Annotated in this window: 14 protein-coding genes; 8 read left to right on the top strand and 6 right to left on the bottom strand. The window is 59.9% G+C overall.

Annotated elements, in window-relative coordinates; genetic code table 11:
- Positions 1-54: 54 nt before the first annotated feature.
- From V3W27_RS24055 to V3W27_RS24040, 4 genes are all read right to left on the bottom strand, one after another.
- Complete coding sequence (locus tag V3W27_RS24055) at positions 55-2832, bottom strand: RHS repeat domain-containing protein (RefSeq protein WP_330207719.1); 2778 nt, start codon at positions 2830-2832, stop codon at positions 55-57.
- 74 nt (positions 2833-2906) lie between these two features.
- Positions 2907-5630 carry an RHS repeat-associated core domain-containing protein gene (locus V3W27_RS24050; protein ID WP_330207718.1) on the bottom strand — a complete coding sequence of 908 codons (2724 nt, stop codon included), beginning with the start codon at positions 5628-5630 and terminating at the stop codon, positions 2907-2909.
- On the bottom strand, positions 5630-10057 hold the full coding sequence (locus V3W27_RS24045) for a SpvB/TcaC N-terminal domain-containing protein (protein WP_330207717.1): 4428 nt from the start codon (positions 10055-10057) through the stop codon (positions 5630-5632). Before V3W27_RS24045 ends, V3W27_RS24050 begins: the two co-directional genes overlap by 1 nt.
- A gap of 319 nt (positions 10058-10376) precedes the next feature.
- On the bottom strand, positions 10377-11900 hold the full coding sequence (locus V3W27_RS24040) for a fumarate hydratase (RefSeq protein ID WP_027612504.1): 1524 nt from the start codon (positions 11898-11900) through the stop codon (positions 10377-10379).
- Positions 11901-12349: 449 nt separating this feature from the next.
- Here V3W27_RS24040 and V3W27_RS24035 point away from each other — a divergent pair, with 449 nt between their 5' ends.
- The 3 genes from V3W27_RS24035 to V3W27_RS24025 all read left to right on the top strand — a co-directional run bounded on the left by V3W27_RS24035 (position 12350) and on the right by V3W27_RS24025 (position 15314).
- Positions 12350-13456: a GGDEF domain-containing protein gene (locus V3W27_RS24035; protein ID WP_330207716.1), complete on the top strand. Its 1107-nt coding sequence runs from the start codon at positions 12350-12352 to the stop codon at positions 13454-13456.
- Positions 13449-14384, top strand: coding sequence for an iron-sulfur-binding ferredoxin reductase (locus tag V3W27_RS24030; protein WP_330207715.1), 936 nt, complete (start codon positions 13449-13451; stop codon positions 14382-14384). The genes V3W27_RS24035 and V3W27_RS24030 overlap by 8 nt, the downstream gene beginning before the upstream one ends.
- A gap of 180 nt (positions 14385-14564) precedes the next feature.
- Positions 14565-15314, top strand: coding sequence for an enoyl-CoA hydratase-related protein (locus tag V3W27_RS24025; protein WP_330207714.1), 750 nt, complete (start codon positions 14565-14567; stop codon positions 15312-15314).
- A gap of 179 nt (positions 15315-15493) precedes the next feature.
- Here V3W27_RS24025 and pyk read toward each other — a convergent pair whose 3' ends face one another.
- Entirely contained in the window at positions 15494-16945 is a 1452-nt protein-coding gene (gene pyk, locus V3W27_RS24020) for a pyruvate kinase (RefSeq protein ID WP_003227610.1), read from the bottom strand.
- A 234-nt stretch (positions 16946-17179) separates the two neighbouring features.
- Between pyk and V3W27_RS24015 the strand changes: the two genes are divergently transcribed.
- The 3 genes from V3W27_RS24015 to V3W27_RS24005 all read left to right on the top strand — a co-directional run bounded on the left by V3W27_RS24015 (position 17180) and on the right by V3W27_RS24005 (position 18581).
- Entirely contained in the window at positions 17180-17530 is a 351-nt protein-coding gene (locus tag V3W27_RS24015) for a hypothetical protein (RefSeq protein WP_330207713.1), read from the top strand.
- Between the two features lie 76 nt (positions 17531-17606).
- Positions 17607-17993 (top strand): tetratricopeptide repeat protein, encoded by a 387-nt coding sequence (locus tag V3W27_RS24010; protein WP_115989022.1) that lies wholly within the window; start codon positions 17607-17609, stop codon positions 17991-17993.
- 228 nt (positions 17994-18221) lie between these two features.
- Positions 18222-18581, top strand: a complete 360-nt coding sequence (locus V3W27_RS24005; RefSeq protein ID WP_095137007.1) for a PilZ domain-containing protein — start codon at positions 18222-18224, stop codon at positions 18579-18581.
- Positions 18582-18728: 147 nt separating this feature from the next.
- Here the strand turns inward: V3W27_RS24005 and V3W27_RS24000 are convergent, their stop codons facing one another.
- On the bottom strand, positions 18729-19103 hold the full coding sequence (locus tag V3W27_RS24000) for a DUF6124 family protein (protein WP_330207712.1): 375 nt from the start codon (positions 19101-19103) through the stop codon (positions 18729-18731).
- Between the two features lie 492 nt (positions 19104-19595).
- Here V3W27_RS24000 and V3W27_RS23995 point away from each other — a divergent pair, with 492 nt between their 5' ends.
- A complete protein-coding gene (locus V3W27_RS23995; protein WP_330207711.1) occupies positions 19596-23123 on the top strand; it encodes a hypothetical protein in 3528 nt (1175 codons plus the stop codon).
- Positions 23120-26752: a Tc toxin subunit A gene (locus V3W27_RS23990; RefSeq protein WP_330207710.1), complete on the top strand. Its 3633-nt coding sequence runs from the start codon at positions 23120-23122 to the stop codon at positions 26750-26752. The genes V3W27_RS23995 and V3W27_RS23990 overlap by 4 nt, the downstream gene beginning before the upstream one ends.
- Positions 26753-26773 lie beyond the last annotated feature (21 nt).

Below are 26773 nucleotides of genomic sequence, written 5' to 3'. Positions count from 1 at the left end.
GGGCGGGCACGATAGCATGGAGGCCGGCGATGCTGTTCGCTTCACGCCTCAGGATCAGACTGCAGTGAACTGACTGGATCTGGAACGCAGCATGGTTCGCGTGTATTCCAGCTCGTTGATCACGGCCGCCGTGGCATGCCATAGATTTTGCGGTGTATCGCCTTCGTTTCGGCCCAATAGCCCATAGGTATTTATTGCCGTGAAGCCACCGGCTTCGAAGGCGTTTTCAATGTCGAGCATGTTGGCGGACAAATAATCGATCAACCCACTCACATTGGCGATGCCCTTGGCAGTTTTTTCAGCACTTAGCTCTTGGCTGGCTCCGGCGAATTCATGGGCTATTTCAACTGCACCCAAAAGTGCACTTGCCGTGGCGCTGATTTCGGCGGCGGCTTGCGGCAGTATTTCCTTGGCACCGACACTGATCAGGGTGGACGTCGCTTCCTTGGAGGCCTTGAGCGCTCCCTTCTGCGTATCGGGGATCATCTTTGCGTACTTTTGCTGCAGGTAATCGATCGGTGCCATGGTTTTATATTCGGCTTTCCCGACAATTTTTTCCTTGGACAGGCGGCTGGCCTTGAATTTGATAGAGGCACTGGCGCCGGTGCGCTCGGCGGCGTAATCCCACAATCCACTGATCAGTTTCTTCGCGCCAATACCCATCGCGACCCCAACGACGTTGCCTGCGCCGGGAGCGACGGCGCCCAGCGCCTGAGCGCCCATGCCGACCAGAATGCCGCCACCGTAGGCCACAATTTGTCCTGTCACATGCACACCGGTGCGGCGCAGGGCGGCACCTGTCAATTGCGCTGGCGAGCGCTGATTGAGTACCTGTTGCTGGGCATCCAGACCACGGCGCAGCGACAGCGCCAGAATGTTCAGGTGACGTCCGACCTGTTGTGACAGGTTATCCCGAGCCCGGTAACGTCGCTCTTTCTCTGCGCTCTGTGCCTTTCTCTGATCGCGCTGAGCGGGTGTTTCGAGAAAGCTGTCCCAGCTCTGGCCGTCAGTGTCGATGTGGCCAATCGGATTGTTGGCGACAAACGCGTACAGATTCAACCCGTCGATATCCATTGCCGGGTCAGCGCAGATCCAGCGCTGCAACCACGCTGCGTAATAGCGTGCGCCGTAGTAATAAAGGCCGCTGCTGTCCATTTCCCGGCCTGAGTAGCGGATGGTTTTGTAGCTGACTTCCAGCGCCGAACGAGTCGCCAGCCAGGCTGTTCCACCGAACGCGTAGTAATGCTCCAGGCTGATCACGCCAGCATGCCGATCCAGCTCCAGTGCGCAAGATCCGAGATGGTCATCAAGGCTGTAGCGCAGTTGGTCGGCTTCGATGCCGGGCGGTCGGCCACTGAGCCAATGCAGGCAACGGGCGCCGGGCAGCACGATGACATGCAGTTGCTGGCCATCGCTGCGGCTGTGGATTTCCAGACCTGGCAGGTAACGCACCTCGCGGCGATGGGTGATCGACGGCGTATGCCTCAGCGTGCATTTGTACACGCGCTGACCCTGGCTGTAGCGATAGATCTCATCGTCGTCGGGCAGGCCGTTGCTGTGTTGCAGCAGGGTGACGCGGGCCAGTTGATCGTAACTGTCCCACTCCAGTGGCAGGCCGCCGTGCTGCAGTTTCAGCTGGTTGCCGTGGCGGTCAAAGTAGTCGCCGAACACCGGTTCGGGGTCAGCGGGTTGGCAGCGCAGCCCCCGATTGCTGTCAGGGGCAATTTTCATCTGTTGCGTGAAGTTATGGCCCTTGCGCACATGCACCAGTTCGACGAGGTTATTTCCCGCGTCGTAGTGATATTGCTCGCTGTAGTTGAAACGCCGCCCCGGGTCGATGGGTTCGATCGGTTGCGGCAAACCTGGTGACTGCTGCGGGATCTGGCCCTCGAAGCCGCGACTTTCGCTCAGCCGATACAGCGAGTCGTAGACAAAGTGACGATCACCATCGACGCGCTGATTGGCGAAATACACCGTGGCCAGAGTGCGGTCCTCGATACGTAGAACATTGCCGACCGGGTCGTAGGTGTAGTGCAAATCCTGTAGCGGTTTTTCCTGATCCTTGCAGGCCAGCAGATTCAGCAGGCGACCGTCAGCGGGATCGTACACGCGGCGGCTGCGCACACCATTGCCGGCCCGTTGTTCGAGCAATTGGCCGGAGGCGTTGTACGTGGCAGCGTCGACCACCGGTTGTGCCGCGTCAGCCCCGGCTATCCACAGCGATACCTGACGTAACTGGCCGGCGACATCGTAGCTAGACCGTCGCCGGTGACCACCGGCGTCGGTGACTTGCACCACATTGCCGTGCGCGTCGAAATCCGTACGAGTGATGAAAGCCGCCGTCTCGCCAGACAGCGTAAGGGCTTCACTCACTGCCTTGCCCTGCAGGCTGTAGCCGTCGACCACCACCGTGGCGCCCGGGTCGGCGCTTTCGCTCAGCTCACCGCGCAGGTTATGCCCGGGGTCGGCATTGTGGTCGGCATAGAGATAACGCTCGACATCGACTTGCGCATTTTCAGTGACCGCGATCAACCGCATCATCGGATCGTAGCGATTGCGCCATTGCTTGCCGCGTTGGTCGTGGCGTTGCAACACCTCACCGGCCAGACCGGGCAGGTTTACGCGCCAGCCGGAATCGACGCTGTCGATTTTCAGTGGTTTGCCGCTCAGGGTGTAGACCGTAGCAAGATTGGGTATGGGCGCAGTACCGAACAATTGAGGATCCCACTGTTCGATGAGACGTCCGGCAGAGTCATGGTTCTGACGGGTAATCAGCGCTTGGGCCTCATCGCCAGCTTTCTTGCGCCAGTACGCCACCTGCCTGACAGGCAAGCCCCGATTGTCGTTGACAGAAAGATCTGGCGTTCGGCGAGAAATAGAGCTGTTCATAGGATTGAGCGGTGGTTTCAGGCCGCATTTTTTTCCCGATAGTATTGAGATACACGGTATTTCAGGTCCATCGTATGTTCCATTTTTGCTTTCACGACCCTTTCCGCTTTACCTAGGCGCACGCGTGTTCCCGCGACTTCTCCTTTAAACCCGGGGGCGGGCGCAGAGTTCTCAAGTTCCTTCAAGGCTTCATCAGTCCGATCTTTCTGAGTATTCAGGTAGTCACTCAGAACTTCGAATTGTTCGTCTATCCAGTCCAGGTCTTCCTGCCCAAAGCTGCCACTCAATGCATCGAGCCACACTTTGCCCAAACGATAGAATTCGACGACTTTCTCCAGATGGGAACCGTACAACGTGGCACTATCGGCAAAGGCGACTCCTGTCGCCAACGCCGATTCTTTCATACCCGCGTCGGTTCTCGGGTCGTATTTGGCTGCAAGGTTTTTCATTTCCTTGCGTACGCTAAAAGGTTTGGGGTTCGCGTCGTCAATGATGCTGGCCAGATCGAGATCGTCGGTCTCTGGTACGAACGCATACCCGAAAGAAGACTTCTTCGCGATCTTGTCCATCTCGTTTCCTGTGATATCTGCCGCTACGATTCCTGCTACAGGCCCGAGTATTGCCGCGCCGGCGGGCCCGGCCACGGAGCCGACAAGCGCCCCACCCATACCTGCCGCCGCCGCCATGGTCGCTGAGGCAGAAACCTTGGTAATTGTGAACAGGAGCTTTTTAAAGCCTACTTTGTTGATGTCCCTTGTACGGGTCATGTTGTAGAACTGGTACATCTGCTTGTTCATTACGGCATCGACGCTATTCAGCAGGTTTGAGTACTCATGGATGACCGCTCTCAATTCGGCAGGTGTTCGTTGTTCTCCGCTGTCATCGAAATAGCTCAGTGGGCTGTTTCCCACAAACCCATACAGATTCAGCCCGTCCACATCCCACGCCGGATCCGCACTGACCCAGCGTTGCAACCATGGCGCGTAATACCGAGCACCGTAGTAATACAAACCGCTGACATCCATTTCCTTGCCTGAATAACGCAGCGTCTTGTAGTCAACCTCGACAGCCGAGTCGGCGCTCATCCACGCGGTCGCGCCGAACGGGTAATAGCCTTCGTGACTGATCAGGCGTGCCTGCTGGTCCAGTTCCATCACGCATGAACCCAGGTGGTCATCGAGGGTGTAACGCAACTGGTTGTCGGCAATGCCCGCCGGTTTGCCGCTGAGCCAATGCAGGCAACTGACATGGCCTGCGCCGGCGGCGAGGCTGATGACGTGCAGCTCCTCACCGTTGTCCTTGCTGCGGATCTCCAGTCCGGGCAGGTAGCGCACCTCGTGGAAATGCCGGTTGGAACCGCTGTAGGTGTCATGGCGTTTGTAGACGCGCGCGCCCTGGCTGTAGTGATAGCACTCGGCGTCATCCAGGCCGTTTTCGCGTTGAACCAGAGTCACCGAGGCCAGTTGATCGCGGGCGTCCCAGCGCAGTGCCTGTCCCGGTTGCAGGGCCATCAGGTTGCCGTGGCGGTCGAATAGCTGATCGAAATCCGGTGCGGGATCACCTTGTTTCCAGCGCACACCGCGATTGCTTGCAGGGTCGATACGCATCTGGCGGGTCTGACAGGCGCCGTCGCGCACATGGCACAGTTGCGTCAGGTTGCCGCCGTGATCGTAGCGGTAGGTCTGCAGGTAATTGCGTCGGTCGTTGGGGTCGCTCGGCTGCGGTCGTCCGGGGAGGTCGCTGGGGGCCGCGTCGTCGTAACCGCTGGCGCTGATCAGCCGATACAGCGAGTCGTAACGAAACGCACGTTCGCCGTCGACCCGCTGGTTGGCGAAGTGGCTGGGCGTGAACGTGTTGTCGAGGATGCGTGTCGGGTTGCCGACCGGATCGTATTCATAGCTGATGTCCTGCAGGGGCGGCTGCGCACCTTTTTGCGCCCACTGCCGCTGCAGGCGCCCAGTGGTTGGTTCGTAGTCCCAGTAGCTGGCAATGCCATTGCCGGTCTGTTGTTCGATGATTTGTCCGACGGCGTTGAAGTGCGTGTCGAGCAACACGTCCTGCCAGTCGTGGTCGCCGGCCAGCAGCAGTTGCAACTGCTTGAGCTGACCGGCGACGTCGTAGCGCGATTGCTGGCGGTGGCCGCCGGCGTCGGTCTGCTCCAGCATCGCGCCCAACGGGCTGAAAATGCGCTGGCTGACAAACACCCGGGCGTCGGCGAAGGTGCGGCTTTCGCGCAGTGGCTGCCCGGCCAGGCTGTAGCTGTCCAGGTGCAGGCTGCCGGACGGGTCGAACTGTTCCAGTAATTGACCGCGCTGGTTGTGATCGGGCGGGGCACTGGCATCGGCATAGGTGAAGGTGTCGCTGAGCGGGTCGACGCTGTTGCTGATCGCCACCAGGCGCAGCAGCTCATCGTAGCGGCTGCTCCAGTGCACGCCGCGCGCGTCCCAGCGCTGCAAGGTTTGCCCGGCCAGCCCCGGCAGGCTCAGGCGCCAGCCGGCATCGACGCTGCTGACCTTGAGTGGCTGGCCATTGAGGTCATGAATGCTGATAACGCTCGGAGCGCTCAGGCGCGGATCGAACTGCGCCACCAGACGCCCGGCAATGTCGTGCTGTTGGCGAGTCACCAAGGCCTCGGCAGCCTCATTGGCCAGCACGCGCAGATAGGCGACCTGACGCAGCGGCAGGCCGCGACTGTCGGTCACGACGAGCGACGGTGTGCGCCGATGAAGGTTGGCGCTCATCAGTGCAGCGTCCGTGGTGATGTCGATTCCTGCTCAGCGGATTCATCGGTGTCGTTGAAGTCTTCGCTGGCCTGATACCACGGATGATAGGTCTCGCGGGAAAAATAGCCCTTGGCGTTGATCAGCTTGACCGGACGCCCGAGCGGGTCATAGAACAGTTGATCGAAATAGCCGTACCGCCGCAGGGATTGATCATCGACGTAGCCATGGGTGTCGGCAAAAAACGGCCGGAACTGCCGCACCGCCAGCCCTTTGTTGTTGTACTCGACCCGTGCACTGACCCGCCAGCGCGACTCGGCATGCTCCTCGCGCAGCTGTCCGCGATCGACGATCAGTGCGCCGTCATCACCCACCGCATAGGCGATGCCGGGTTCGACCAATTGCTGCGTTTGCAGCGTGCGGCCAAAACCATCGACGCAGGTTTTGCTGATATGTATCTGCGCTGCAATCTTGTCGCCGGGGTAGCGGTCAGCGCTGAGGACAACGCTGTGCGGTGGCTCTCTCGGGACACTGGCAATCACTTCGCTCAGGGCTTGATCCGCAGCAGTCAGCGCCCCTCGTTGCCGCAGGCGTTGACGGGCACTGGCGCAGATGTGGCCGCTGGGCAGTACATCGCCGCTGGCAATCCAGGTGGCGAGCAATTCGGCGCTGATGTCCGCAGGTAACGACCCCATCCAGCTGAACAGATCCTTGCGCAGGGTGCTGGCGGCACCTTGCACAGCCCCGACCGGATCTTCAATGGCGGGCCCTGGCAGAAGATTGTCGGGCCGTACGAAATCGCTCAGCGCATGGAAACCGGCGGCAACACCGTTTTCGGTGCCGTGAAAGCTCAGCGCAAGCGGCTGGCCTGCAGCGTCATACATGACCTCTTGGATATTTTCGTTAGCATCGAGGATGCTGGAGGGCAATAGCGTGTGGTAGTCGTACGTGACCGAGGTCGTGCAGCCGTCCGGCAATTCGACACTCCGGACCCTGAGTCGGTAATCGTCGTACTGGGTTTTTGTCACGCCGTGGCTGGGCGTTTCGTTGTACTCCCGCACTTTGAAAAAACCGGCGAGGTCGGCGTATCTGGCGAAGTTGTAGGTGCTTGACCACAGGTTTTCTTCTTCGCTGGGCAGCGATGTTTCGAAAAAGAACTTCATCGGCAAATAACCGATTTCGCGCAACGTTGCACGAATGTCAAAGGGTGGTGGCAGCACGTCGTAAGCTTGCAGGGCGGTCTTGTCAATCTGCGCGATTTCCATGGGGCCGGCCAGCGCTTCGTATTCGGCCTTGCCACTGTCCAGCAAGGACTGATCCAGGGTTTTCAGATAGCGCTGTTCAGACTGTTGCGTCAGCACGCGCAGCGCATTCCATTGAGTTGAATCCAGGTGCGGGGTCAATTGCTCGAAAGACACCTCGCCAGGGTTGAGCCCGTTCGGAAGAGTGCCTTTGGGCAAGACCAGGGCATCGCTGCGCGCCTGCCACGCCAGCCCCAGTTGGCGATGTTGTGCATCGCTATCCAGGTCGATGAATCGCGCCCGACTCTCGCTTATGTGATACGGCTTCTGAGCTTCGTCGTGAGCGTCGATCCACCAGCGCTGTTCATCCTCGTCCTCGAAGGGCGGGGTGTCCGCAGCGGTCCGGCGGCGTGCGTAGCTGACGAGCAGCGAATGGGTGGGCGCGCCGTATGCGCTCCAGCGCAGATTGAGTTCATGCCTGCACAAGGGATCGTCGATGAACTGCTCATATTGGTAGCTGATTTTTTCCAGTGACAGGGGCAGGATAATTGCGTCGGGATAGTAATCCCCCTTGGGCCGAACCTCGCGCACCAGGTAGCGATATTCCTCGACAGTGTAAGGTTTTGCCGTCAGTGGAGGATCTTCGGCGTTGTAGATTTCGGTGCGCATGAGCGTGCCGGACATGCCCCGTGCGATTTCATACGGTAGAGCGCTGTCCGGCTTCGGGGTGAAAGGAATATCGCGCTCCAGCTCCGCGTCATATCGCGTGATGACGGTCGCGCCCAGCGGCACGGCTTCGCGGTCGCTGGCGAAATAACCGTCCCGGGGCCGGTTCATGTACTGGCCGATGATGTACCAACTGCAGGCACGAATCGGCGCGGTGAAGCTGGTGTCCTCGGTCCCCGACAGGCTCTCGCTGTCGGTTTGTTCCAGGTAACCGAAACCCCGGTATTCGCGAGCCAAGGGGTCGTAGTAACCCTCGCGGTAGCTGAAACTCTGGCTCAGGCAATTGCCGGTGATTTCGTCCAGCTGGAACTGTTGCTTCACCACCTGAACATTGAGCGGCAAATAGCATGACGGTACACCCTCGGGATTGGCGGCAAGCCATTGCTGCTTTTCGTCCAGCCATTCCTGCGCGGAACTGCGATAGACGATGCTGGCGCTGCAGCCCGTGTTGTTGTTGCTCGACCTCATCAGGTAGGGTTTGGCCGCAACAAAATCGTAACGCCAGTGGCACGGTTTCATGTGCGGCACGCTCAGGATCAGGCTGGAACAGCCCAAGCCTTGCAAGTCGGCAAATGTCACCTCGCAGGTTCGTTCAAACTGCACACCCTCAGGCCACGGTACGCGGATCGGAACGGTTGCCAGACTGCTGCCGCCATGATTGAGGTAGATATCGAAGGTTTTGGCATTCAGGTAAATCAGCGCCGGCGCACCGGAACCGCCAAGGTCGGCAATGCGTATTCGCGAGGCGTCAAAGGTGTGGTAGTCGAAGACCGGACCGCTGAGCACGCGACCCTTGCCGAACTTGCCCAAGCCCAGATTCGGCCAGCATTTGATTTCGTCGTGGCGGATGCGACACAGCTCGGTGGTATCGCTGGCAAGCAGATTGCCGAACAGCACCAGCTCGCTGCGGACATCGCTGAACAACGGCAGGCGATCATCGTCGGGGTCATGCAGGACTTCTTCCGCTTGCGCAAAGCCCTCCTCAACATTGCTGCGATAAAAACGCACGGAGCGAGGCCCGATCAAGGCGACCGACATCAGGCCTTCGTTGGCCAGGTCGCCGAACTGTGCGAATGCGCCGAACAGTTCTGTGGGGGTTTGATCGAATTCCTTGAATTCGGACCAGGTTCGATCCGGGTTCATTGAGCGTATCCCCGCAAATCCGGGTTGCGCCGTGAGCCAGTCAAAGCGTCCGCTGCCCGACAGGGTGGTGAGTATCTGCATCACCGGTTTTTTACTGTTGATTACCGGGAGGTTGTCCAGCACCGACCATGGTCCGTAGGCGATGTCATCGGGCCCCGATTTTCCACGAACCGGCTCGCGGTAATACCAGGCCTGGTCATAGCGGCAGAGAAAACCCGGTACGCCCTCGCCATACAGATCAACGCAGTGATAATGCTGGCCCCCATCAATGCCCGGCATGTTCTCCTCGACAAACAAGGACGTTGGCGTTTGATCGAGTTCCAGCGGCGCGTACTCGAACTGTACGGGGGGGGAGAGTTCCACATCGTCATCGCCACCGGGCCCCCAGGCCTGGTAGTAAGCCGAGGTGAGCAGGCTGTAGCTCCAATCGGCTATGTGCTCGTTGTACTTGAGCAGCAAGCGCCGGACCAGCACCGGGTCGTCACCCGTTTCGGTGGGGAAATAGTGAAACATCAACACTTGTTCGCAGCGTCTGCGTGTGGCGATTTCGAAGCCGTGGCCAAACGCCGAGCTGGCATCGGGGCGAACCGGCCAAGGCTGCGTGCCTGGGACCTCATAGTCCGGTTTCACGCTCAATGATGTGCTGCGTTCGCCATAGTCAAACAGCAGATGAAAGTGCCAGTCCAGCTCGCCGGGGTTTTCCAGGGTCCAGCAGTACAGATCCTGACTGGCGCTGAAATTGCCGTAAAGCAACCGGTGCAAATAGCGCTGTGACCGGTAATCGCGGAAGTTGTCCGGATCTTTGTCGTCGAGTTTGTATTGGTAATAGATGTGTTCGCCATGGGCAGTCATGGTTTCACAGAGCAACCACGTCGCCACGCGAAGCGGGTTTTGCGGGTCCGCCACGCGTGAATCAGCGGTTTTGCCGTACATGTGCAAAGAGCCATCGGGGCCAGAGACCAACCAGAAGGTCGGCAGTTTTATTGTCGGATCTGTCGGGTGCATCGGCTCCCAGCGTTCTCTGAGGCTGAAATCGCTTTCGACCTCGGGCGTGTAGCGCACCACGGTGTGTCGGCCGATTTCCTTGCCGTTGAACGTCGTTTCGATTCGGCTTTTCAACGAGCCATCGACATTGCGCTCCTTGGTACAGATCTGTTGGTCGTGACCGATGATTTCGTCATCGTCGTCGTAGCGCGGCGTGCCTTTGTTGGTTCGACGGCTGATTTGGCCGTGGCCCATGCTCCAGCCCAGACCGAGCGGACCGTTGCCCGACTGGCTGTTGTAAGTCAGTGCCAACTTCGGATCGGCACCGCGGCCGCCGGAAACGGGGATTGGCAATTGAAACGATGCTCCACCCGTGGGCCCCACGTTGTTGAACCCTGGCCAGTCATCGTGAACGAAGAGTGCGTGGCAATAGAGGGGGTGGGAACATTCAGTTCTTTATCGGCCATCGGTCCATCCGTTCCGCACAGGTGAGGGTTGAGTAACGCTACCAAGTAGCGGGCCGCAGATGACCTGTCAGATCTGACAGGTATGCTCGATTTTTTAGATCAAAAAAGATTGCTGACGATGGTTTTTATTGCGAAGAGCAAATGAGCAGACAAAAAAAGGCCGGGTCATCTTGCGATGGCCCGGCCTTTTTCAGCAGGCGAAACGCTTACTGCACTTCTACCGCCAGGCTTTCGGCGATCTTCTGTTGCCAGATCGCCGGGCCGGTGATGTGTACCGACTCACCGTTGCTGTCCACCGCGACGGTGACCGGCATGTCCTTGACCTCGAACTCGTAGATCGCTTCCATGCCCAGCTCGGCAAAGGCCAGCACCTTGGACTTCTTGATGGCCTGGGCCACCAGGTAAGCGGCGCCGCCCACGGCCATCAGGTACACGGCCTTGTTGTCCTTGATCGCTTCGATCGCGGTCGGGCCACGTTCGGACTTGCCGATCATGCCCAGCAGGCCGGTCTGCTCAAGGATCTGACGGGTGAACTTGTCCATCCGCGTCGCGGTGGTCGGGCCAGCCGGGCCAACCACTTCGTCACCGACCGGATCAACCGGGCCGACGTAGTAGATAAAGCGGCCTTTCAGATCCACCGGCAGGGTTTCACCCTTGTTCAGCATCTCGACCATGCGCTTGTGCGCCGCGTCGCGACCGGTGAGCATCTTGCCGTTGAGCAGGACGGTTTCGCCCGGCTTCCAGCTCTGCACTTCTTCCGGGGTCAGGGTGTCGAGGTTGACGCGACGGGCCGACGGGCCGGCTTCCCAGACGATTTCCGGGTAGGCATCCAGCGATGGCGCTTCCAGCGAGGCCGGGCCAGAACCGTCGAGCACGAAGTGCGCGTGACGGGTGGCGGCGCAGTTCGGGATCATGCACACCGGCAGCGAGGCGGCGTGGGTCGGGTAGTCCATGATCTTCACGTCGAGCACGGTGGTCAGGCCACCGAGGCCCTGGGCGCCGATGCCCAGTTGGTTGACCTTCTCGAACAGCTCCAGACGGATCTCTTCGATACGGTTCTGTGGGCCACGGGCTTTCAGCTCATGGATGTCGATGGATTCCATCAACACTTCCTTGGCCATGACCGCGGCTTTCTCGGCGGTGCCGCCGATGCCGATGCCCAGCATGCCCGGTGGGCACCAGCCGGCGCCCATGGTCGGAACGGTCTTGAGCACCCAGTCAACGATCGAGTCGGACGGGTTGAGCATGGCCATTTTCGACTTGTTCTCGGAACCGCCGCCCTTGGCCGCTACGTCCACTTCCACGGTGTTACCCGGAACGATGGAGTAGTGGATGACTGCCGGGGTGTTGTCCTTGGTGTTTTTACGAGCGCCCGCCGGGTCGGCGAGGATCGAGGCACGCAGGACGTTTTCCGGCAGGTTGTAGGCGCGGCGCACGCCTTCGTTGATCATGTCGTCCAGGCTCATGGTCGCGCCATCCCAACGTACGTCCATGCCCACACGCACGAACACGGTGACGATGCCGGTGTCCTGGCAGATCGGCCGGTGGCCAGTGGCGCACATGCGCGAGTTGATCAGGATCTGCGCGATCGAATCACGGGCCGCTGGCGATTCTTCGCGCAGGTAGGCTTCGTGCATCGCCTGGATGAAATCCACGGGGTGGTAATAGGAAATGAACTGCAGGGCGTCGGCAACGCTCTGAATCAGGTCGTCTTGCTTGATCACGGTCATGAGTCGCGCTCCTCTAAAAGACGGGAACATTCAATAAGGTGCCTGCGGCTTGGGTGCATCGGTCGGTCGCAAGCACCTTTCAAGGCACGCCGGGGCTGCTGGCGCGACGCTAAAAAGGCGCGGCAGTATACCGCGCCTCGGTGGTGGGCACACATTGGCTTTTGGTCGGATAAACATTGTGGCGAGGGGATTTATCCCCGATCGGCTGCGCAGCAGCCGTAAAGCCCGTGCACCCGGTTTGTCTGAAGGATTGCAGGGCGCCGCTTCGCGCCCCATCGGGGATAAATCCCCTCACCACAGGTCTTCATGGGGCATTGATGGGTCATGCATTTGACGTCAATTTTTGGCGCCGAAAATCGGTGGTCATTTATCGACCGCCCCTCTAAAGTGGCATCCGGTCTGTAGAGTAGGACACTCGGTCAGCCTCCTATCGCACGGTGAGTCAACGATTGACCCATAACGCCATTCAACGTCTTTTGCTCAAGCGCTTTGCCCTCGCCGCAGCCACCTATGGATTGGCTTTGCTGCTGCTGTGGCTGGCGTTTTTCACCGGGCATTACCCGCAATCATTGAACGGCGTGGCCATCGGCAGCGCGCTGGTGGTGATCTGCCAGGCCACGTTGTTTACGCTGTTCTGGTCCGGGCGCAACCAGCGCTTTGCCGACCCCAGCCTGACCGAAGCGCAAGTGCTGCTCGGGCTCGGCTGGCAGACCTGGCTGATCGCTCATCTGGATGAAGCACGTGGCGCGTTTCTGGTGTTCTACGTGCTGATCCTGCTGTTCGGCCTGTTTCATTTAACCCGGCGTGCGTTCATTCGTTGCGCGCTGCTGGTGTTCTTCAGTTTCTGTGCGATCACCCTCTGGGACGGCTACCACTTCCGTCTGCCGGATCCGGCGCTGGCGGCGTTGCAGGTGTGCATTCTGGCGATGGTGCTGGCGTGGCTGGTGATTTACGCACGCTTCGTCCAGGTTTCACGGCAGCGCATGCGCCAGCGCCGGTTTGCCTTGCAGGCGCATCAGGACACCCTGCGCGGGATGATGCGCCAACTCGAAGATCTGGTGGCCACCGATGAACTGACCGGACTGTTCAATCGCCGGCATTTTCTGCGCCTGGCCTCACGGGAACTGGCGGAGATGGAGCCGGGCGTGGTGCATGGTCTGGCGCTGATCGACCTCGACCACTTCAAGCGCATCAACGACCTGCATGGCCATGCCGCCGGCGATCAAGTGTTGCAGGCGTTCGCCGGCGTGGCGGGTGCCTGCCTGCGTGACGGCGACGTGCTGGCGCGATACGGTGGCGAGGAATTCGTAGTGTTGCTGCCCGACTGCGATGCCGAACGCCTGACCGCCTGTTGTGAACGTCTGCGCATCGCGTTCACCGACGTCGAACTGGTGGGCCTGAATGTGCGCAGCCTGAGCCTGTCGGCAGGCATGACCCTGCTGGAACTGGGTGATGATCTCGACGACGCCTTGCAGCGTGCCGATCAGGCGCTGTACCGGGCCAAGCGCGACGGGCGCAATCGTTGTGCAGCGGCATGGGAGAATGTGGATGCCTGAACTTCGCGTCGGTGATCGGCAATGGTCGGTGGCGGCGGGCAGCAATTTGCTCGACGCGCTGAATCAGCACGGCGTCGCGGTGCCTTACAGCTGCCGCGCCGGCAGTTGCCATGCCTGTCTGGTGCAGTGTGTTCAGGGTTCGCCCGTAGACAGTCGCCCGGATGCCTTGAGCGCCGAACAGCGCCAGCAAGGCTGGCGGCTGGCTTGTCAGTGTCAGGTGATCGAAGATTTGCAGGTACACACCTTCGACCCCGTCACCGACGGGCGCCCGGCGGTGGTCGAGGCGCTGGACTGGCTCAGCGATAACGTCCTGCGTTTGCGCCTGACCCCGCAGCGACCGCTGCGCTACAGCGCCGGGCAGCATCTGGTGCTGTGGATCAACCATATCGCCCGGCCGTATTCGCTGGCGAGCCTGCCGCAGGAAGACCGTTTTCTCGAATTTCACCTCGATTGTCGCCAGCCCGGCGAATTCAGCGATGCGGCGCGGCGCCTGCAGATCGGCGACCCGATCCGCCTCGGCGAACTGCGTGGCGGCGCGCTGCATTACGATCCGGACTGGCACTCGCGCCCGCTGTGGCTGCTGGCGTCCGGCACCGGGCAGGGCCCATTGTTCGGCGTGCTGCGCGAAGCCTTGCGCCAGGATCATCAGGGCGCCATCCGCGTCATTCACCTGGCCCATGACGCGCGCGAGCACTATCTGGCCAAACCCCTGGCGGCGCTTGCCGCACAACGCGAAAACCTCAGCGTCGAGCTGTGGACGGCGGCCGAGTCAGCCGCCGCTTTGGCGCAACTGCGCCTTGTTTCCCGGCAAACCCTGGCCTTAGTCTGCGGCTCAAGCGCCAGCGTCGATGCGTTTGCCAAGCGTCTGTACCTGGCCGGACTGCCGCGCAATCAACTGCTGGCCGATGTGTTTCTGTCCCGCAGTTAAGCGCTGAATCTCGTGTGAAGGTGAACTCCTGTGGCGAGGGGATTTATCCCCGATGGGCTGCGCAGCGGCCCCGGGATTTTGTGAGTGCTGCGCACTCAATCGGGGATAAATCCCCTCACCACAGAAGTTTTGCCTCACCAAAAGAACTTTGTCAGCCCTTTTAAATGTTGAGTAACGCTGATGACCGAAGCCATCCTGCTCGAACGCGAACGCGGTTTGCTCACCCTGCGGCTCAACCGTCCGGACAAGAAAAACGCCCTGACCCGCGCGATGTACAGCCGCCTCGCCGAGGCCCTGAAGCAGGCCGACAACGATCCTGAGATCAATGCTGTGCTGATCACCGGCAGCGCCGAGTGCTTCACCGCCGGCAACGACATCGCCGACTTCATCCAGCAACCGCCGAGCGACCTCGACAGCCCGGTGTTCCACTTCATGCTCAACCTGCTCGAATGCCGCAAACCGGTGATCGCCGCTGTGGCCGGCGCAGCGGTGGGCATCGGTACCACGTTGTTGCTGCATTGCGATCTGGTCTACGTCAGCCGCGATGCCCGGTTGCGCATGCCGTTCGTCAACCTCGGGCTGTGCCCGGAGTTCGGTTCCAGCCTGATCCTGCCGCGTTTGCTCGGACACGCGAAAGCGGCGGAGCTGTTGCTGCTCGGCGAAGGATTCAGCGGTGAGCAGGCGGCGCAGTGGGGCATTGCCACTGAGGCGTTGGGCAGTGGCGAAGCGGCGCTGAACAAGGCGCGGGAGATGGCGTTGCGTTTCGATGAACTGCCAGTAGATGCAGTGCGCATCAGCAAGCAATTGATGAAGGCGCCGGATCGCGAGCTGATCCGTAAAGTAATCGAGGAGGAGGGCGCGTTGTTCACTCAGCGACTGCGCTCGCCGGAGGCGTTGACGGCGTTGACCGGGTTTATCAAACGGCATTGAGTCTTCGGGTGGCTGTACTGCCCTCATCGCGAGCAGGCTCACTCCTACAGGGGAACGCACTTCAAATGTAGGAGTGAGCCTGCTCGCGATAGCATTGGATCAGCCAACACATCTTCAGGATCAGAATACAAAAAGCCCCGGCACTCACATGCCGGGGCTTTGTTTTTTCAGCGAATCACTCAGACCTGCGGGTCACCCACGTGCAGGATCTTCATGCCGTTGGTGCCACCGGTGGTGTGGTAGCTGTCGCCCTTGGTCAGGATGACCCAGTCGCCTTTTTCCACAACGCCGCGCTTGACCAGCTCGTCGATCGCTTTCTGGCTGACTTCGTTCGGGGCCAGCGAAGCCGGGTCGAACGGAACGGTGTACACGCCACGGAACATCGCCGCGCGGGCCTGGGCTTCGCGGTGCGGGGTGAAGGCGTAGATCGGCACCGAGGAACGGATACGCGACATGATCAGCGGGGTGTAGCCACTCTCGGTCAGAGCGATGATCGCTTTCACGCCCGGGAAGTGGTTGGCGGTGTACATGGTTGCCAGGGCGATGCTTTCGTCGCAGCGCTCGAATTCCTTGCCGATACGGTGGCTGGACGTCTTGCTGGTCGGGTGCTTTTCAGCGCCGACGCAGATGCGCGCCATCGCCTGCACGGCTTCCAGCGGGTACAGACCGGCAGCGGATTCGGCCGAGAGCATCACGGCGTCGGTGTAGTCGAGCACGGCGTTGGCCACGTCGGACACTTCGGCGCGGGTGGGCATCGGGTTCTGGATCATCGACTCCATCATCTGGGTCGCAACGATCACCGCTTTGTTGTGGCGGCGTGCGTGCAGAATGATCTTCTTCTGAATGCCCACCAGCTCGGCGTCGCCGATTTCCACACCGAGGTCGCCACGGGCAACCATCACTGCGTCAGACGCCTTGATCAGACCGTCGAGGGTTTCGTCGTCGGCCACGGCTTCGGCGCGTTCGATTTTCGCCACCAGCCAGGCAGTGCCGCCGGCTTCGTCGCGCAGTTGACGGGCGTAGTTCATGTCAGCCGCGTCACGCGGGAAGGACACCGCGAGGTAGTCGACTTCCATTTCGGCGGCGAGCTTGATGTCGGCCTTGTCTTTTTCGGTCAGGGCTGGTGCGGTCAGGCCGCCACCGCGACGGTTGATGCCTTTGTGGTCGGACAGCGGGCCGCCGATGGTCACGACGCAGTGCAGCTCGGTAGCGGTGGCGGTTTCGACGCGCATCACTACGCGGCCGTCGTCGAGCAGCAGCTCGTCGCCTACGCCGCAGTCTTTCACCAGATCCGGGTAGTCGATGCCGACCACTTGCTGGTTGCCTTCGGTCAGCGGATGGCTGGTGGAAAAGGTGAACTTGTCACCGATCTTCAGCTCAATGCGCTTGTTGGCGAATTTGGCGATACGGATTTTCGGGCCTTGCAGGTCACCCAGCAGGGCGACGAAACGGCCGTGCTTGGCGGCGAGGTCACGCACCAGCTTCGCGCGAGCCTTGTGCTCGTCGGGGGTGCCGTGGGAGAAGTTCAGACGGGCGACGTCCAGACCAGCCAGAATCAGCTGTTCGAGAACTTCCGGCGAGTTACTGGCCGGGCCAAGGGTAGCGACGATTTTGGTACGACGGACGGACATGCAAAGACTCCTGAGTTCAAGCGCTAGCAGAGGCTACTATGCTCTTGGGGTGTAGTCATTGTTCGTTTGCACTACTTATTGTTTTCTTTATTGAACGTGTTTTTTTTTCAACGACTGTGACCGGTAACCGCTACCGCTGGTCGGTACTGGTATTTCTTACAGGTGGCACGCGGTTTTTCGATCGATATACAGATTGAATCCCGCCAATGGTGGCGGGGCTGCGAGGCTTACAACATGACAGCTGAAAAAGAAACACACCAGGCGCTGGAACCGCCAGTGATTGAAAGCCCAAAAGATGGCGACAAGCCAGGTGTCCGTTTTCGAGTGGAGGGAACAGGAACACCCGGAAATTTCTCGATCGCCTACAGCACCAGGGATTCATTGAATCCGCTGTTTGGCCAATTGATCAGTAGCAACGGGAGATGGAATACGTTCCTGGATCTGAGCAAATTCGGTTTTTATGTCGTTGAAAGAACCCCGGACGGCGCGGTTTCGCCAAGGTCACCAGTAGTGACGATCCATCTGGAGTCAACCCCATCTGCACCGAAGGGCGATGCCAACCCGCCCGAGGACGCCCCGCACTGATACCACGCTGACGAGGGCGGCATTGAAGATTTTTCGCGCAAGGTCGATACAGAGCTCAAGACAGGAGAACCTCACCATGCGATTGTTGCCCATTGCCGCCCTTGCCCTCAGCGTCCTCGCCGTCACGGGCTGCACCCGTTGGTCGATGAACCATCATTTGAACAACGCCTACAGCGCCTACGACCGGGGCAATTGCGAGCAGGTGATGCTCGAACTGTCCAAGGTCGAACGCGCCAGCCGGGCCCGTCCGTATGTGTGGCCGGAAGTGTCGATGATGCGTGGCCAGTGCCTGGAACGGCAAAAAATGTACATCGACGCGGCGCAGACCTACCAGTTCATCATCGCCTCGTACCCCAACAGCGAATACGCCTTCCGTGCGCGCGCCCGCCTGGAAACCCTGCAGAGCCTGGGACATTACCCGACTCGCAGCGCAGCGGCAGCACCAAGTCCGCAACGTTTCTGATGCTGGTTGTCATACAAACGCTGGCCGACTGTACAAGCTGAGCTATAGTCCAGTGATCCGGTTCAGAGCCTGATTTTGGGCCGGGGCAACACCTGCGACTGGTAGAGGTTGAGGTGATGGCGTATTGGCGACCGTCACACCGGAAGCGGGGAGAGCGCGTCTGCAGGGCAGGCACGTTCCGAAGCAAAGGTGCGGCTCTGTGATGGAGCCTTGCATGGCGTACTGCGCATGTTTACCGATCGTCGAATTGAACGGCACCAGTTGCCGTACTTCCTGCGGGTGTACAACAGCGTCACCGACAAACCCATCGGTTTTCTGGGCAACGTGTCCGAGGACGGGCTGATGCTCATCAGCCAGTTGCCGATGATGATCGGCGTCGATTTCAGTCTGCGTCTCAAACTGCCATTCAGCGACGGCTGTCAGCAGGTCATCGACCTCACGGCGTGCTGCCTGTGGTGCCACGAAGACGCGACGCCCCTGCATTACGACGCCGGGTTCAGCCTGCAGCGCCCGCCCCCGGAGTATGCGCAACTGGTCGAGGCGTTGCGTCAGTACTTCAGCTTCCAGCCATTGCCGGCCTCTGCCTGACTTCGGCGGCGCTCGCATGATTGCTATCGCGGGCAAGCCCGCTCCCACAGTGTCCGGAGTTGATCAAAGCATTTGTGCACACCACAAATCCCTGTGGGAGCGGGCTTGCCCGCGAAGGCATCAGCCCGGACAACGCTTCTCCAAAGGCTAACCCACAGCAATCGCCCGCTCACTGTCCAGCGTCTTCTCCGCCAGCAATAATCCCATCTCGCTCAACTGATAAATCGCCATCGCCAGATGCCGTGGTTTGTCTTCCAGGCTGTCCGCCAGATCCAGCAGCAGAATGCTCACCGACGAAAAGGTTTCGTAGGTCTGGATAGCGATCGCTTCGGGGTTGATGTCGGGCGCGACCCGGAACATCTGCATGCCACGATCCACGGAATTGCGCGAGGGCGCATCGGGTTTGAGGTAGTGGTCGAGGGCACGCTCGGCGGCTTCGTGGAGCTTTCGTGAATCAGGGGATTCGTAGGGCGAGGTATCGGCAGGATTTGTTTCGGGTGGATTCGGAGTTGGTTTGAACATGGTGATTTTCCCTTAAGTGATGCCAGCACGATCTCGCGACTAAACGAGAGGGTGGCGGCTGAACGCAGGTTAGTCGACCGGGGGAAACCATCACCAAAAACCGGCGCGCCCGAAGGCGCCCTGCGAACAGCCACCATCGAGTGCGGGGATAGGGAATACCCGACTTGATGACGCTTATGCACATTGGTGAAACCCCCGGACGACTAAACCCGACCACTGATTGGCAGCGGCACGGACCACGTTACGGAGCATCGGCAAAGCGCACAAGCCGGCGGATTCTGGCGGATCTGTAGGCAAAGGCGCAAGGCGTTGTAGTTTGCTGCGCGTGTCGAAGTAGGGCATGGAACGACTTAGCTGTTCTGGTAATCAAGCAATGTTTTTTTAGATGAATTGGATCTTTTGGACTGTCATTTCTGACAGTGGTCGCGTGCAATGAGCACACGTATGTTGATCCCACAACGTGAGCGACCCATTGCCCGGAGCATTGCCGACATGAACGAAACCGTCGAGGACGACGAGAAAGGACGAGCCTGGCTTGATACCGAAAAGGTTCAGACCACTGTCGCTCAGGTCACGAAACTGGCAGACGGATCACTCAAGGAACTGGGCGACGGAGCGCAGTTTTCCGAGGTGTTCTGGGCGGATGCGGTCGAAACATCGCTTTACCAGACACACCCCAGAGTGCCGCAGCTGCAAACTCAAATGGTGTGCCGGTACAAGTTCGAATCAGGCCGCATCTATGTGAAGACCTTGCGTTACAAGATGACCACGCGCTCCGGGAACTGGAATCGCGCCAATATAGATGTGGGTCTTCAAGCTCGTAACTGGGTTCGCAAGGACTCCCCTGACTCCATGCTTCAGGACACCCAATGGCACGATTACGAAATTTTTCTCGACTCCCCGCTCGGTCCTCCTGATTTCGGCGTGTCGCTGGCAATCCGGGTTAACTACGACGGAACCAACAACGATGTTCAGCCCCACGAAGGGTGGGGCCTTGATATCTATCCAGCACAGAAACCGATTATCGAGGTTCCCACTTCCGGAACCGAGATCGATGTCGAGAAGCCGTTCACTGTATCCGGTAGCAACGGGCTTGTCCCCGGCACAATTCATTTGAGGCGGCAGTCTAACAACGCTGAAATTACATTGGGGACTGCGACTGTCCGGAACAACGGGGGGTGGAATACCTCCATCGTGTTGCCGCCCGGCGTTTTGGATTTCTACGCCGTACAAATCATTGGCAACCAGAACTCCGGTAAGTCCAATACCGTTACTCTCAAGCCAAGGTACGTGGCACCACGTATCGACTCTCCGGCAAACGGCACGGTGTTCAAGTCTGCCAGCGGATTGCTGATCAAAGGCCGGGGCACGCCAGGCAAAGTCATCGACGTGATGACCCCTGGGGGGGCTGTGTTACACGCCACGACAACCGTCAAGCCCGACGATACGTGGGAAGCATCATTCAACCAGTCCAACTACCCTGACGGCGGTCGCGTCGATATCACGGCTGGCCACAGAGACATGAATGATTGGACCACTCCGCAATTCTTCACCTTGCTTCTGCAGCCGACAATCACGACGCCATCCGAATCAGCGGTGACCGATCCGAGAGGTCCGATAGAAGGGAGGAGAGCTGTTTCAGGTGCGACCGTCGAAGTCCTCAAGGATTTCGAACATTCATTCAAGGTCGGCCAGGGCATTGCTGATGCCAACGGAGGATGGAGAGTTACAACGTTCACGCGCGACATGCCGCCGGGCAGCTTTACGATTGTGGCGCGGCAAACGGTATCTGGCGGCACTTCGGAAGTGAGTGTGGCCCGGTCGTTCAAAGTCCGCCCTCCAACTCTGACCGCAGTCAGCGTCACCTATCCAACCCTCACTACCGTCGAGTTTTCCGGCGCAGGTTTTACCGGCGCCACGGTCGAGATCACGATCGTCCGAGGGCCGGCAGGAGCTACGCCGCCACCTGCCGTTGTCGTGACCGCAGGCAGTTGGAGAACGACTTCACAGAACTGGCCCATCGGCGACTACGATCTGAAGGTCGTGCAGAAGGTTTCCGATAACGCCGGCGGCTGGATTCCCTCGCAGGAATACCTGTTCAAGGCCTCATCAAAGCTTCCACCGCCCTCTGCAGTGAGATACACCAACGACCTCTACACTCCGACCTTCATCGGCGAAGGTATTGCAGAGGCAACTGTCGAGGTCACCGACAAGGCGACCGGCGCTGCGCTCGCTCCATCGACGCAGGTCACGAATCAGGGCTGGTCGACCCGTGCCTTCGAGGCGTGGGCACCGGGTTCGACCCGCACCGTGCGTGTGGTGCAGAAGCTTGGTGCGGCGGTGTCGGACGCTGTTGAGCTGGTCATCAATATTGACCGGTTCCCACCGCCGACCGAGCTGACTTATACCGTGGTCGACTACAAGCCGCGTATCACTGGCAGAGGGATAGCCGGTGCCACAGTGCAAGTGACGGACAAGCAGACCGGTGCCGCCATTGCACCACCCGCGCCCGTGACGGGCCAGGGCTGGACGGCAGAGGCAGCGACACTTTGGGAGCCGAATACCACCAGAATCGTCTTGGTGGTGCAGTCCAAAGACGCTTTCGCCTCCGATCCGGTGGAAATGACCATCACCGTGCCGCTGCTGGCTCCTGTCATCACCGCCATTGAAGACGATGGACTCTCGCCGCAAATCTCCGGCACCTGCTGGCCCGGCGCGACACTGAGCCTGAAGTACAGCGACAGTGCGACCGAGCACAAACCTGATGGAAGCAGTGGCACATGGACCTTCAAGCGCGACGCCGGGTTTGCTCCGGACGAGCAGCACACCGTGACGGTGATCCAGACCGTCGCCGGGCGTCCGTCGCCGCCAGCCTCGCAAACGTTCTCGGTCAGCCCGGAGAAACCGGATATCACCGCCCCGGAGGAAAACGCAGACACCCACTACGACATGACCGTGCGTGGTATCAACGGCTATAGCGGTGCCACATTGGAACTGCGGGACGCGCAATTCGGCTGGAGTCTGGGTGAGCCGAAACGGCTGACCGCTCATGGCGACTGGTTCATCGAGCTGAAAAAACTCGAGTTCCGCAAATACCAGATCGATGCCGTGCAAACCATCGCCGGCAGACCCTCTCTGCCCAGCGCTGTGCGCAGTTTTTATGTGGTGCTGGTGCCGCCGGTCATCACGGTGCCGGAGGAGCATCAATCGCTGGCGCGCACCTCGACGCTTCGTGGCACTGGCGAACCTCTTGGGCAGGTGACGATCTGGCGTGAAAGTCCGAGCGAAATCCTGCGCGAGAAAGTCTCGATAGACGCCAAGGGTGATTGGTTTGCCGACGTAACGTTGCCGGTCGGCAACTACAAGGTGAAGGCCCGGCAATTCTTTGACAATCATGAGTCGAAGGAAAGCCTTGTGCGCAGTTTCAAGGTGGTGCCTGCCGCGCCGGTTATCGAAAGCCCCGGGCGAGGTGTGCACGTCGGTCGTCGGGTTGTTGTGTCCGGCTTCGGCGTTTGGGGCGACCTGGTTCAGGTGACGCTGACGGGCAGCAAGGGGGCGGTGCGCGCAAGCACTCCGGTGCTCGAGGATCGTACCTGGTCGCTGACGCTTGAAACGGGGCAGTCGGGTGGCACTGCGCAGCTGGTGGCGGTGTCCTCGTGTGATGGCTTCGAGTCTGCCCCCTCGGCTGCACATCCAGTGGAACTCGGCACTTACCTGCCCGAGATTGATGAGCCGGCGCCGGGACGCTGGGTCGAAAATCCGCTGCGCTTCGTCGGTAAGGGCCGCACGGGCGTGGGGCGCGTGGTGCTCTGGTTCAACCCTGAAATATCTCTGAGCGCAAACATTGCCGTCAGCTCCGGATTTTGGAGCGCCCAGGCGACGCACCCCTTGCACCCTGGCGGCCACTGGTGCCGATTCCAGCAGACCATCACCGACGCTGCGGATGGCTCGACCCTTTCCGACTGGGTTGAAAGCGAGCGTTCCGAGGTGACTTCGATTCCACCGGGAGCAAGACCATGACCGAGCCTGTGATCCGTCCAGTGCAGCAGTTGCTGAGGCAAGTGTTCAGCGATGAACAGCGCGAAACCTATACCGATTTTTGCAATTACCTCGAAAACGGCGGTTCGATTTTTCCGCTGGTCGAGCAAGGCGTTCAGGGGCTGGTCAGCCATTACCGGATGAAACCCGACGACGCGCGGGCCTTTTTACGCAGGGCCAACAGCCTGGCGGTGTTTGTCCGGCGCCAGTTCATTGAACATTCGTTGCGCGGTTCGCAGACCCGGGTCACGCGCCCCGACAGCGGTCTGTTGTCGATGGTCGCGGGGCCGAGCTACGAGAGTTTGTTCTCGACCAATTTCGATGGGTTGTGCCCACCGCAGGCCCTGGAGTCAATCGCATCTCCGGTGGCTTACCTGATCGAGTTATTGCGCTGGATCGAGGAGAAAATCCACGTCATTGGCGGCGAGGAAAAACTCGATTTGCATGTGCGCCGTCAGGACCTGAAAAGGCTGTTGGTCGACTTCAATGCCGTGCATCAGGCAGTGTCGGCGCTGGACATCATCGTCCCGGTGCTCGAAACGTTTATCGAAGAAAACGATAGTGAGCAAGACCTCGAAGAGGCATTGATCCAGACCCGTTACCCCAACGGCCTGCCGTACTACCAGCATTGGGTCACGCTTGATTTTGTCGCCCGTGAACATGGCCTGTCGGTGGGCAATATCGCTCACATGGTGGATCTGGCCTATCCCTATTTCCTGCAGCCCGAGGCATGGGACAACGATGCCGGGCGCGCCTTTACCCATGCGTCGCGGCTGGGGCCTTATCAGCGTGAATTGCTGACGGAGGTTCCGATAGAACCTGACGATACAGACGCAAGGGATGCCTACTACGAACGCAACTTTGGAACGCCTGGGACCGATTGGCTAAATCTCAATCAGGTGAAATTCTTTGGCGAGCGAACGGGGCTGGACACCCGGGAGATCGAGGCGTTGCTGTCGATTCGCGAATTTGCCCCGACGCGTTCGGCCAACGTCAGCGTGTATGACAGCGAGCAACCGGGCGCTGACGAGAGCCAGCGATCCGGCTCGGTCTATCTAAACGCCGCGACCATCCCGGCCCTGAGCATTGATTACAGGGAGGTTGGCAAAGAGTTCCTGCACCGTTTTACGCAAGCCCCGGAAATTATTGACCGCTACGAACGAATGAATCGCAAGTTGCGCCTGGATCGATGGCTGGAGTTACCGAGCGAGCAGGTGGATGCGTTGTTGACGGCGGCGATCAGGGCAGAGGCCCGTCATGCGATACCGGCAAATCCGTGGTGGATTTCCACCCATCAGGTGCATGCGCTGGGCCTGTTTCAGTCACTGCGTGAACGCTATGGCTGTTCGGCAGAGGATTTCGCGGCATTTATCGATGAAATCTCGATTTACGGTCGTGCCAATGTGTTGTCACTGTTCGATCGCACTTTCAACAGCCAGGGCAATTATCGCCAGCCCCTGCTGCTGGACGGCGCAACGTTTGCGACGCTGCCGGTGCAGGGTGTCGCGGAGCTGACGATCAGCCAGTTGTGCAGCGGATTGGGCATCGATCTGCAGACTTATGCTTACCTTGCGGTCGCAATCGAACGGGCGCACGGGTTCAGCGGCACGCTTGAGCGCACCACGGCAGTCATATCGAGTTTCTACCGGTTGGTGAAGTTGCCACGGCTGCTGGGGATTACCCCGGTCGAAGGCGTGCTGATGCTGACGCTGTTGGGCGGCGAGAGCTGGGTTGACGGCCTGGCAGGCTTGCCGCAGGTACATGCACGGCTCAATAGCGAAACCACACCGGACGTGCTCAATCTGGTTTATGCACTGCACTCCTGCGTGTCCTGGTGCAAGGATCGCGAGATTCCCGTGCTGTGGATGCTACAGCAAGTGGCACCGCTGCAGGCCCTGGCGGTTGCCACGCAGGCTGAGCAGCAATTGTTCGAGCAGATCCGCAACCTGCTGCCTGCCGCGCTGTTCAACAATGCAGGGCTGTCAATGGCTGGCGTTCCCTCACTGGAAGGGCTGGACTGGCTGCGATTGTTGACCGAACTGGTCGACCCGACGGGTCTGGTCATCGACCTGCAGTTACCCGAGACCGACTACCTGAGCCGTGCCCGGGTAAGGTTCGACCAGGCAATCAGGGAAGGGCTGGGCGAGAACGACGCCAGTGTGCGGGGCGTTCTTGTCGAGCGCATGCTCGGCGTGCTGTTGCAGGCGCGGGAGGCGCAGGTCTCGGTCGCCCGGGAGTGTCTGGCGGTGTACACCGGCCTTGATACCGAACGCGGGTTGCTCATGCTGACCTGGGCGCAGTCCACGGTTTATCAGTTGTTGTCGCAGGTCAGCGCGCGTGCCGATCGTGATGCAACTGAGACACCCAGTCCCGCTGCACGCGCCGCAGAGCAAGCCGACCCGCTGCTGAACTTGCTGGCTGATGTGCGACGTCGCAGTGCAGTGGCGAGCAAGCTGGAACTGTCTGCGGTGTTGCTCGAAGACTTTCTGCGATATGGCCACAAGGCCTGGATGGCTCAGGACGATCGGCACCTGCTGTCGATCCGCACCCTGTATTACCTGAGCGCGCTGGGACGGGCCTTCGCGTTGAGCGAGCAACCGGCCGGCAAACTGCTCGACTACCTGCGTCAGGTCAACGCATTGCCCACGCCCCTGTCATCCCATGCGCTGCGGCTGGCACAGGACGCGGCAGCGTTGCGGCTGGCGGCGTTTTTCGACTGGAGTGTGCAGGAGGTACGCGAGTGCGTCAGCCGCATCGACCCTGCGCTGAAGATCCTCAAGACTCTGCCCCAGCTCGATTTGCTGATGCGCATCCGCGTGTTGGCCCGGCACAGCGGCATGGACGCCCTGACGATTTTTCTCGTGGGAAATCTGCCGGAGGACGTTGACAAGGCCGCTTATCGAACCGCCGCCGAGCGCGCGCTGCTCAGCCTTTCAGATACCCGCGAGGCGGTGGTTACCTTCGCTGATGAGGTGACGCAACCGCTGGTCACCATGACCTGTGTTGTGGACAAGACCGAGGTGGTGGCCGGCAAAACCGGCGAGAAAGTCCTGTTGACCGTGACCCTCAAGGACGCCGACGACCAGCCATTAAGTGGCGTCAATGTGTACTGGCAAGTGAGCCTCGGTACGATTGTGGCCAAGGCCACTGAATTCGATGGAACGGTGACGGTCGAGTATCTGCCGGGCAAGGTCATGGGGCAGGAAACGCCATTGTTCTGGCTTGACCTGATCGACGCGCAACAGGCCCCGACCATCCATATCTCCGATGACGCGGTGACGCTGTCCTTCCCTGGACCATTAACTGCCCAAGTGCCGCTGCAGCCGGTTCCGGCGGGGCAGGAAGTCGAGCTGTACGCCACGCTGCGCGACGTCTATCAAAACCCCGGGCGCAACCGACTAGTGCGCTGGTTTGCCGAACCCGTGAGTGGCAGCAGCGGCTCGCCGGTGATTCGTCCCGAGCAGAATCATGCCGACTTCGAGGGGGTTACACGGGTGTACGTTTCGATTCCGTCGGGCGGCGAGTTCATTTTCAGCGTGCGTTGCGATGCCAATGACAGCGAAACATTTTTTGACCCTATCACCTTCACCGAAGCACTGACTCACCAATGACCGTGTTGGTTGACGCAGCGT

The sequence above is a fragment of the Pseudomonas sp. AM14(2022) genome (genome assembly GCF_036346455.1).
Taxonomy (GTDB): Bacteria; Pseudomonadota; Gammaproteobacteria; order Pseudomonadales; family Pseudomonadaceae; genus Aquipseudomonas; species Aquipseudomonas putida_A.
Note: the sequence above shows the minus strand (reverse complement) of the source record. Positions and strands in the feature narration are given on the sequence as shown.

Bases quoted from the DNA above. Each gene is read 5' to 3' on its own strand.
- V3W27_RS24050 (WP_330207718.1), bottom strand. From the start codon at position 5,630: ATGAGCGCCAACCTTCATCGGCGCACACCGTCGCTCGTCGTGACCGAC.
- V3W27_RS24040 (WP_027612504.1), bottom strand. From the start codon at position 11,900: ATGACCGTGATCAAGCAAGACGACCTGATTCAGAGCGTTGCCGACGCC.
- V3W27_RS24030 (WP_330207715.1), top strand. From the start codon at position 13,449: ATGCCTGAACTTCGCGTCGGTGATCGGCAATGGTCGGTGGCGGCGGGC.
- V3W27_RS24025 (WP_330207714.1), top strand. From the start codon at position 14,565: ATGACCGAAGCCATCCTGCTCGAACGCGAACGCGGTTTGCTCACCCTG.
- pyk (WP_003227610.1), bottom strand. From the start codon at position 16,945: ATGTCCGTCCGTCGTACCAAAATCGTCGCTACCCTTGGCCCGGCCAGT.
- V3W27_RS24015 (WP_330207713.1), top strand. From the start codon at position 17,180: ATGACAGCTGAAAAAGAAACACACCAGGCGCTGGAACCGCCAGTGATT.
- V3W27_RS24010 (WP_115989022.1), top strand. From the start codon at position 17,607: ATGCGATTGTTGCCCATTGCCGCCCTTGCCCTCAGCGTCCTCGCCGTC.
- V3W27_RS24005 (WP_095137007.1), top strand. From the start codon at position 18,222: ATGTTTACCGATCGTCGAATTGAACGGCACCAGTTGCCGTACTTCCTG.
- V3W27_RS24000 (WP_330207712.1), bottom strand. From the start codon at position 19,103: ATGTTCAAACCAACTCCGAATCCACCCGAAACAAATCCTGCCGATACC.
- V3W27_RS23995 (WP_330207711.1), top strand. From the start codon at position 19,596: ATGAACGAAACCGTCGAGGACGACGAGAAAGGACGAGCCTGGCTTGAT.
- V3W27_RS23990 (WP_330207710.1), top strand. From the start codon at position 23,120: ATGACCGAGCCTGTGATCCGTCCAGTGCAGCAGTTGCTGAGGCAAGTG.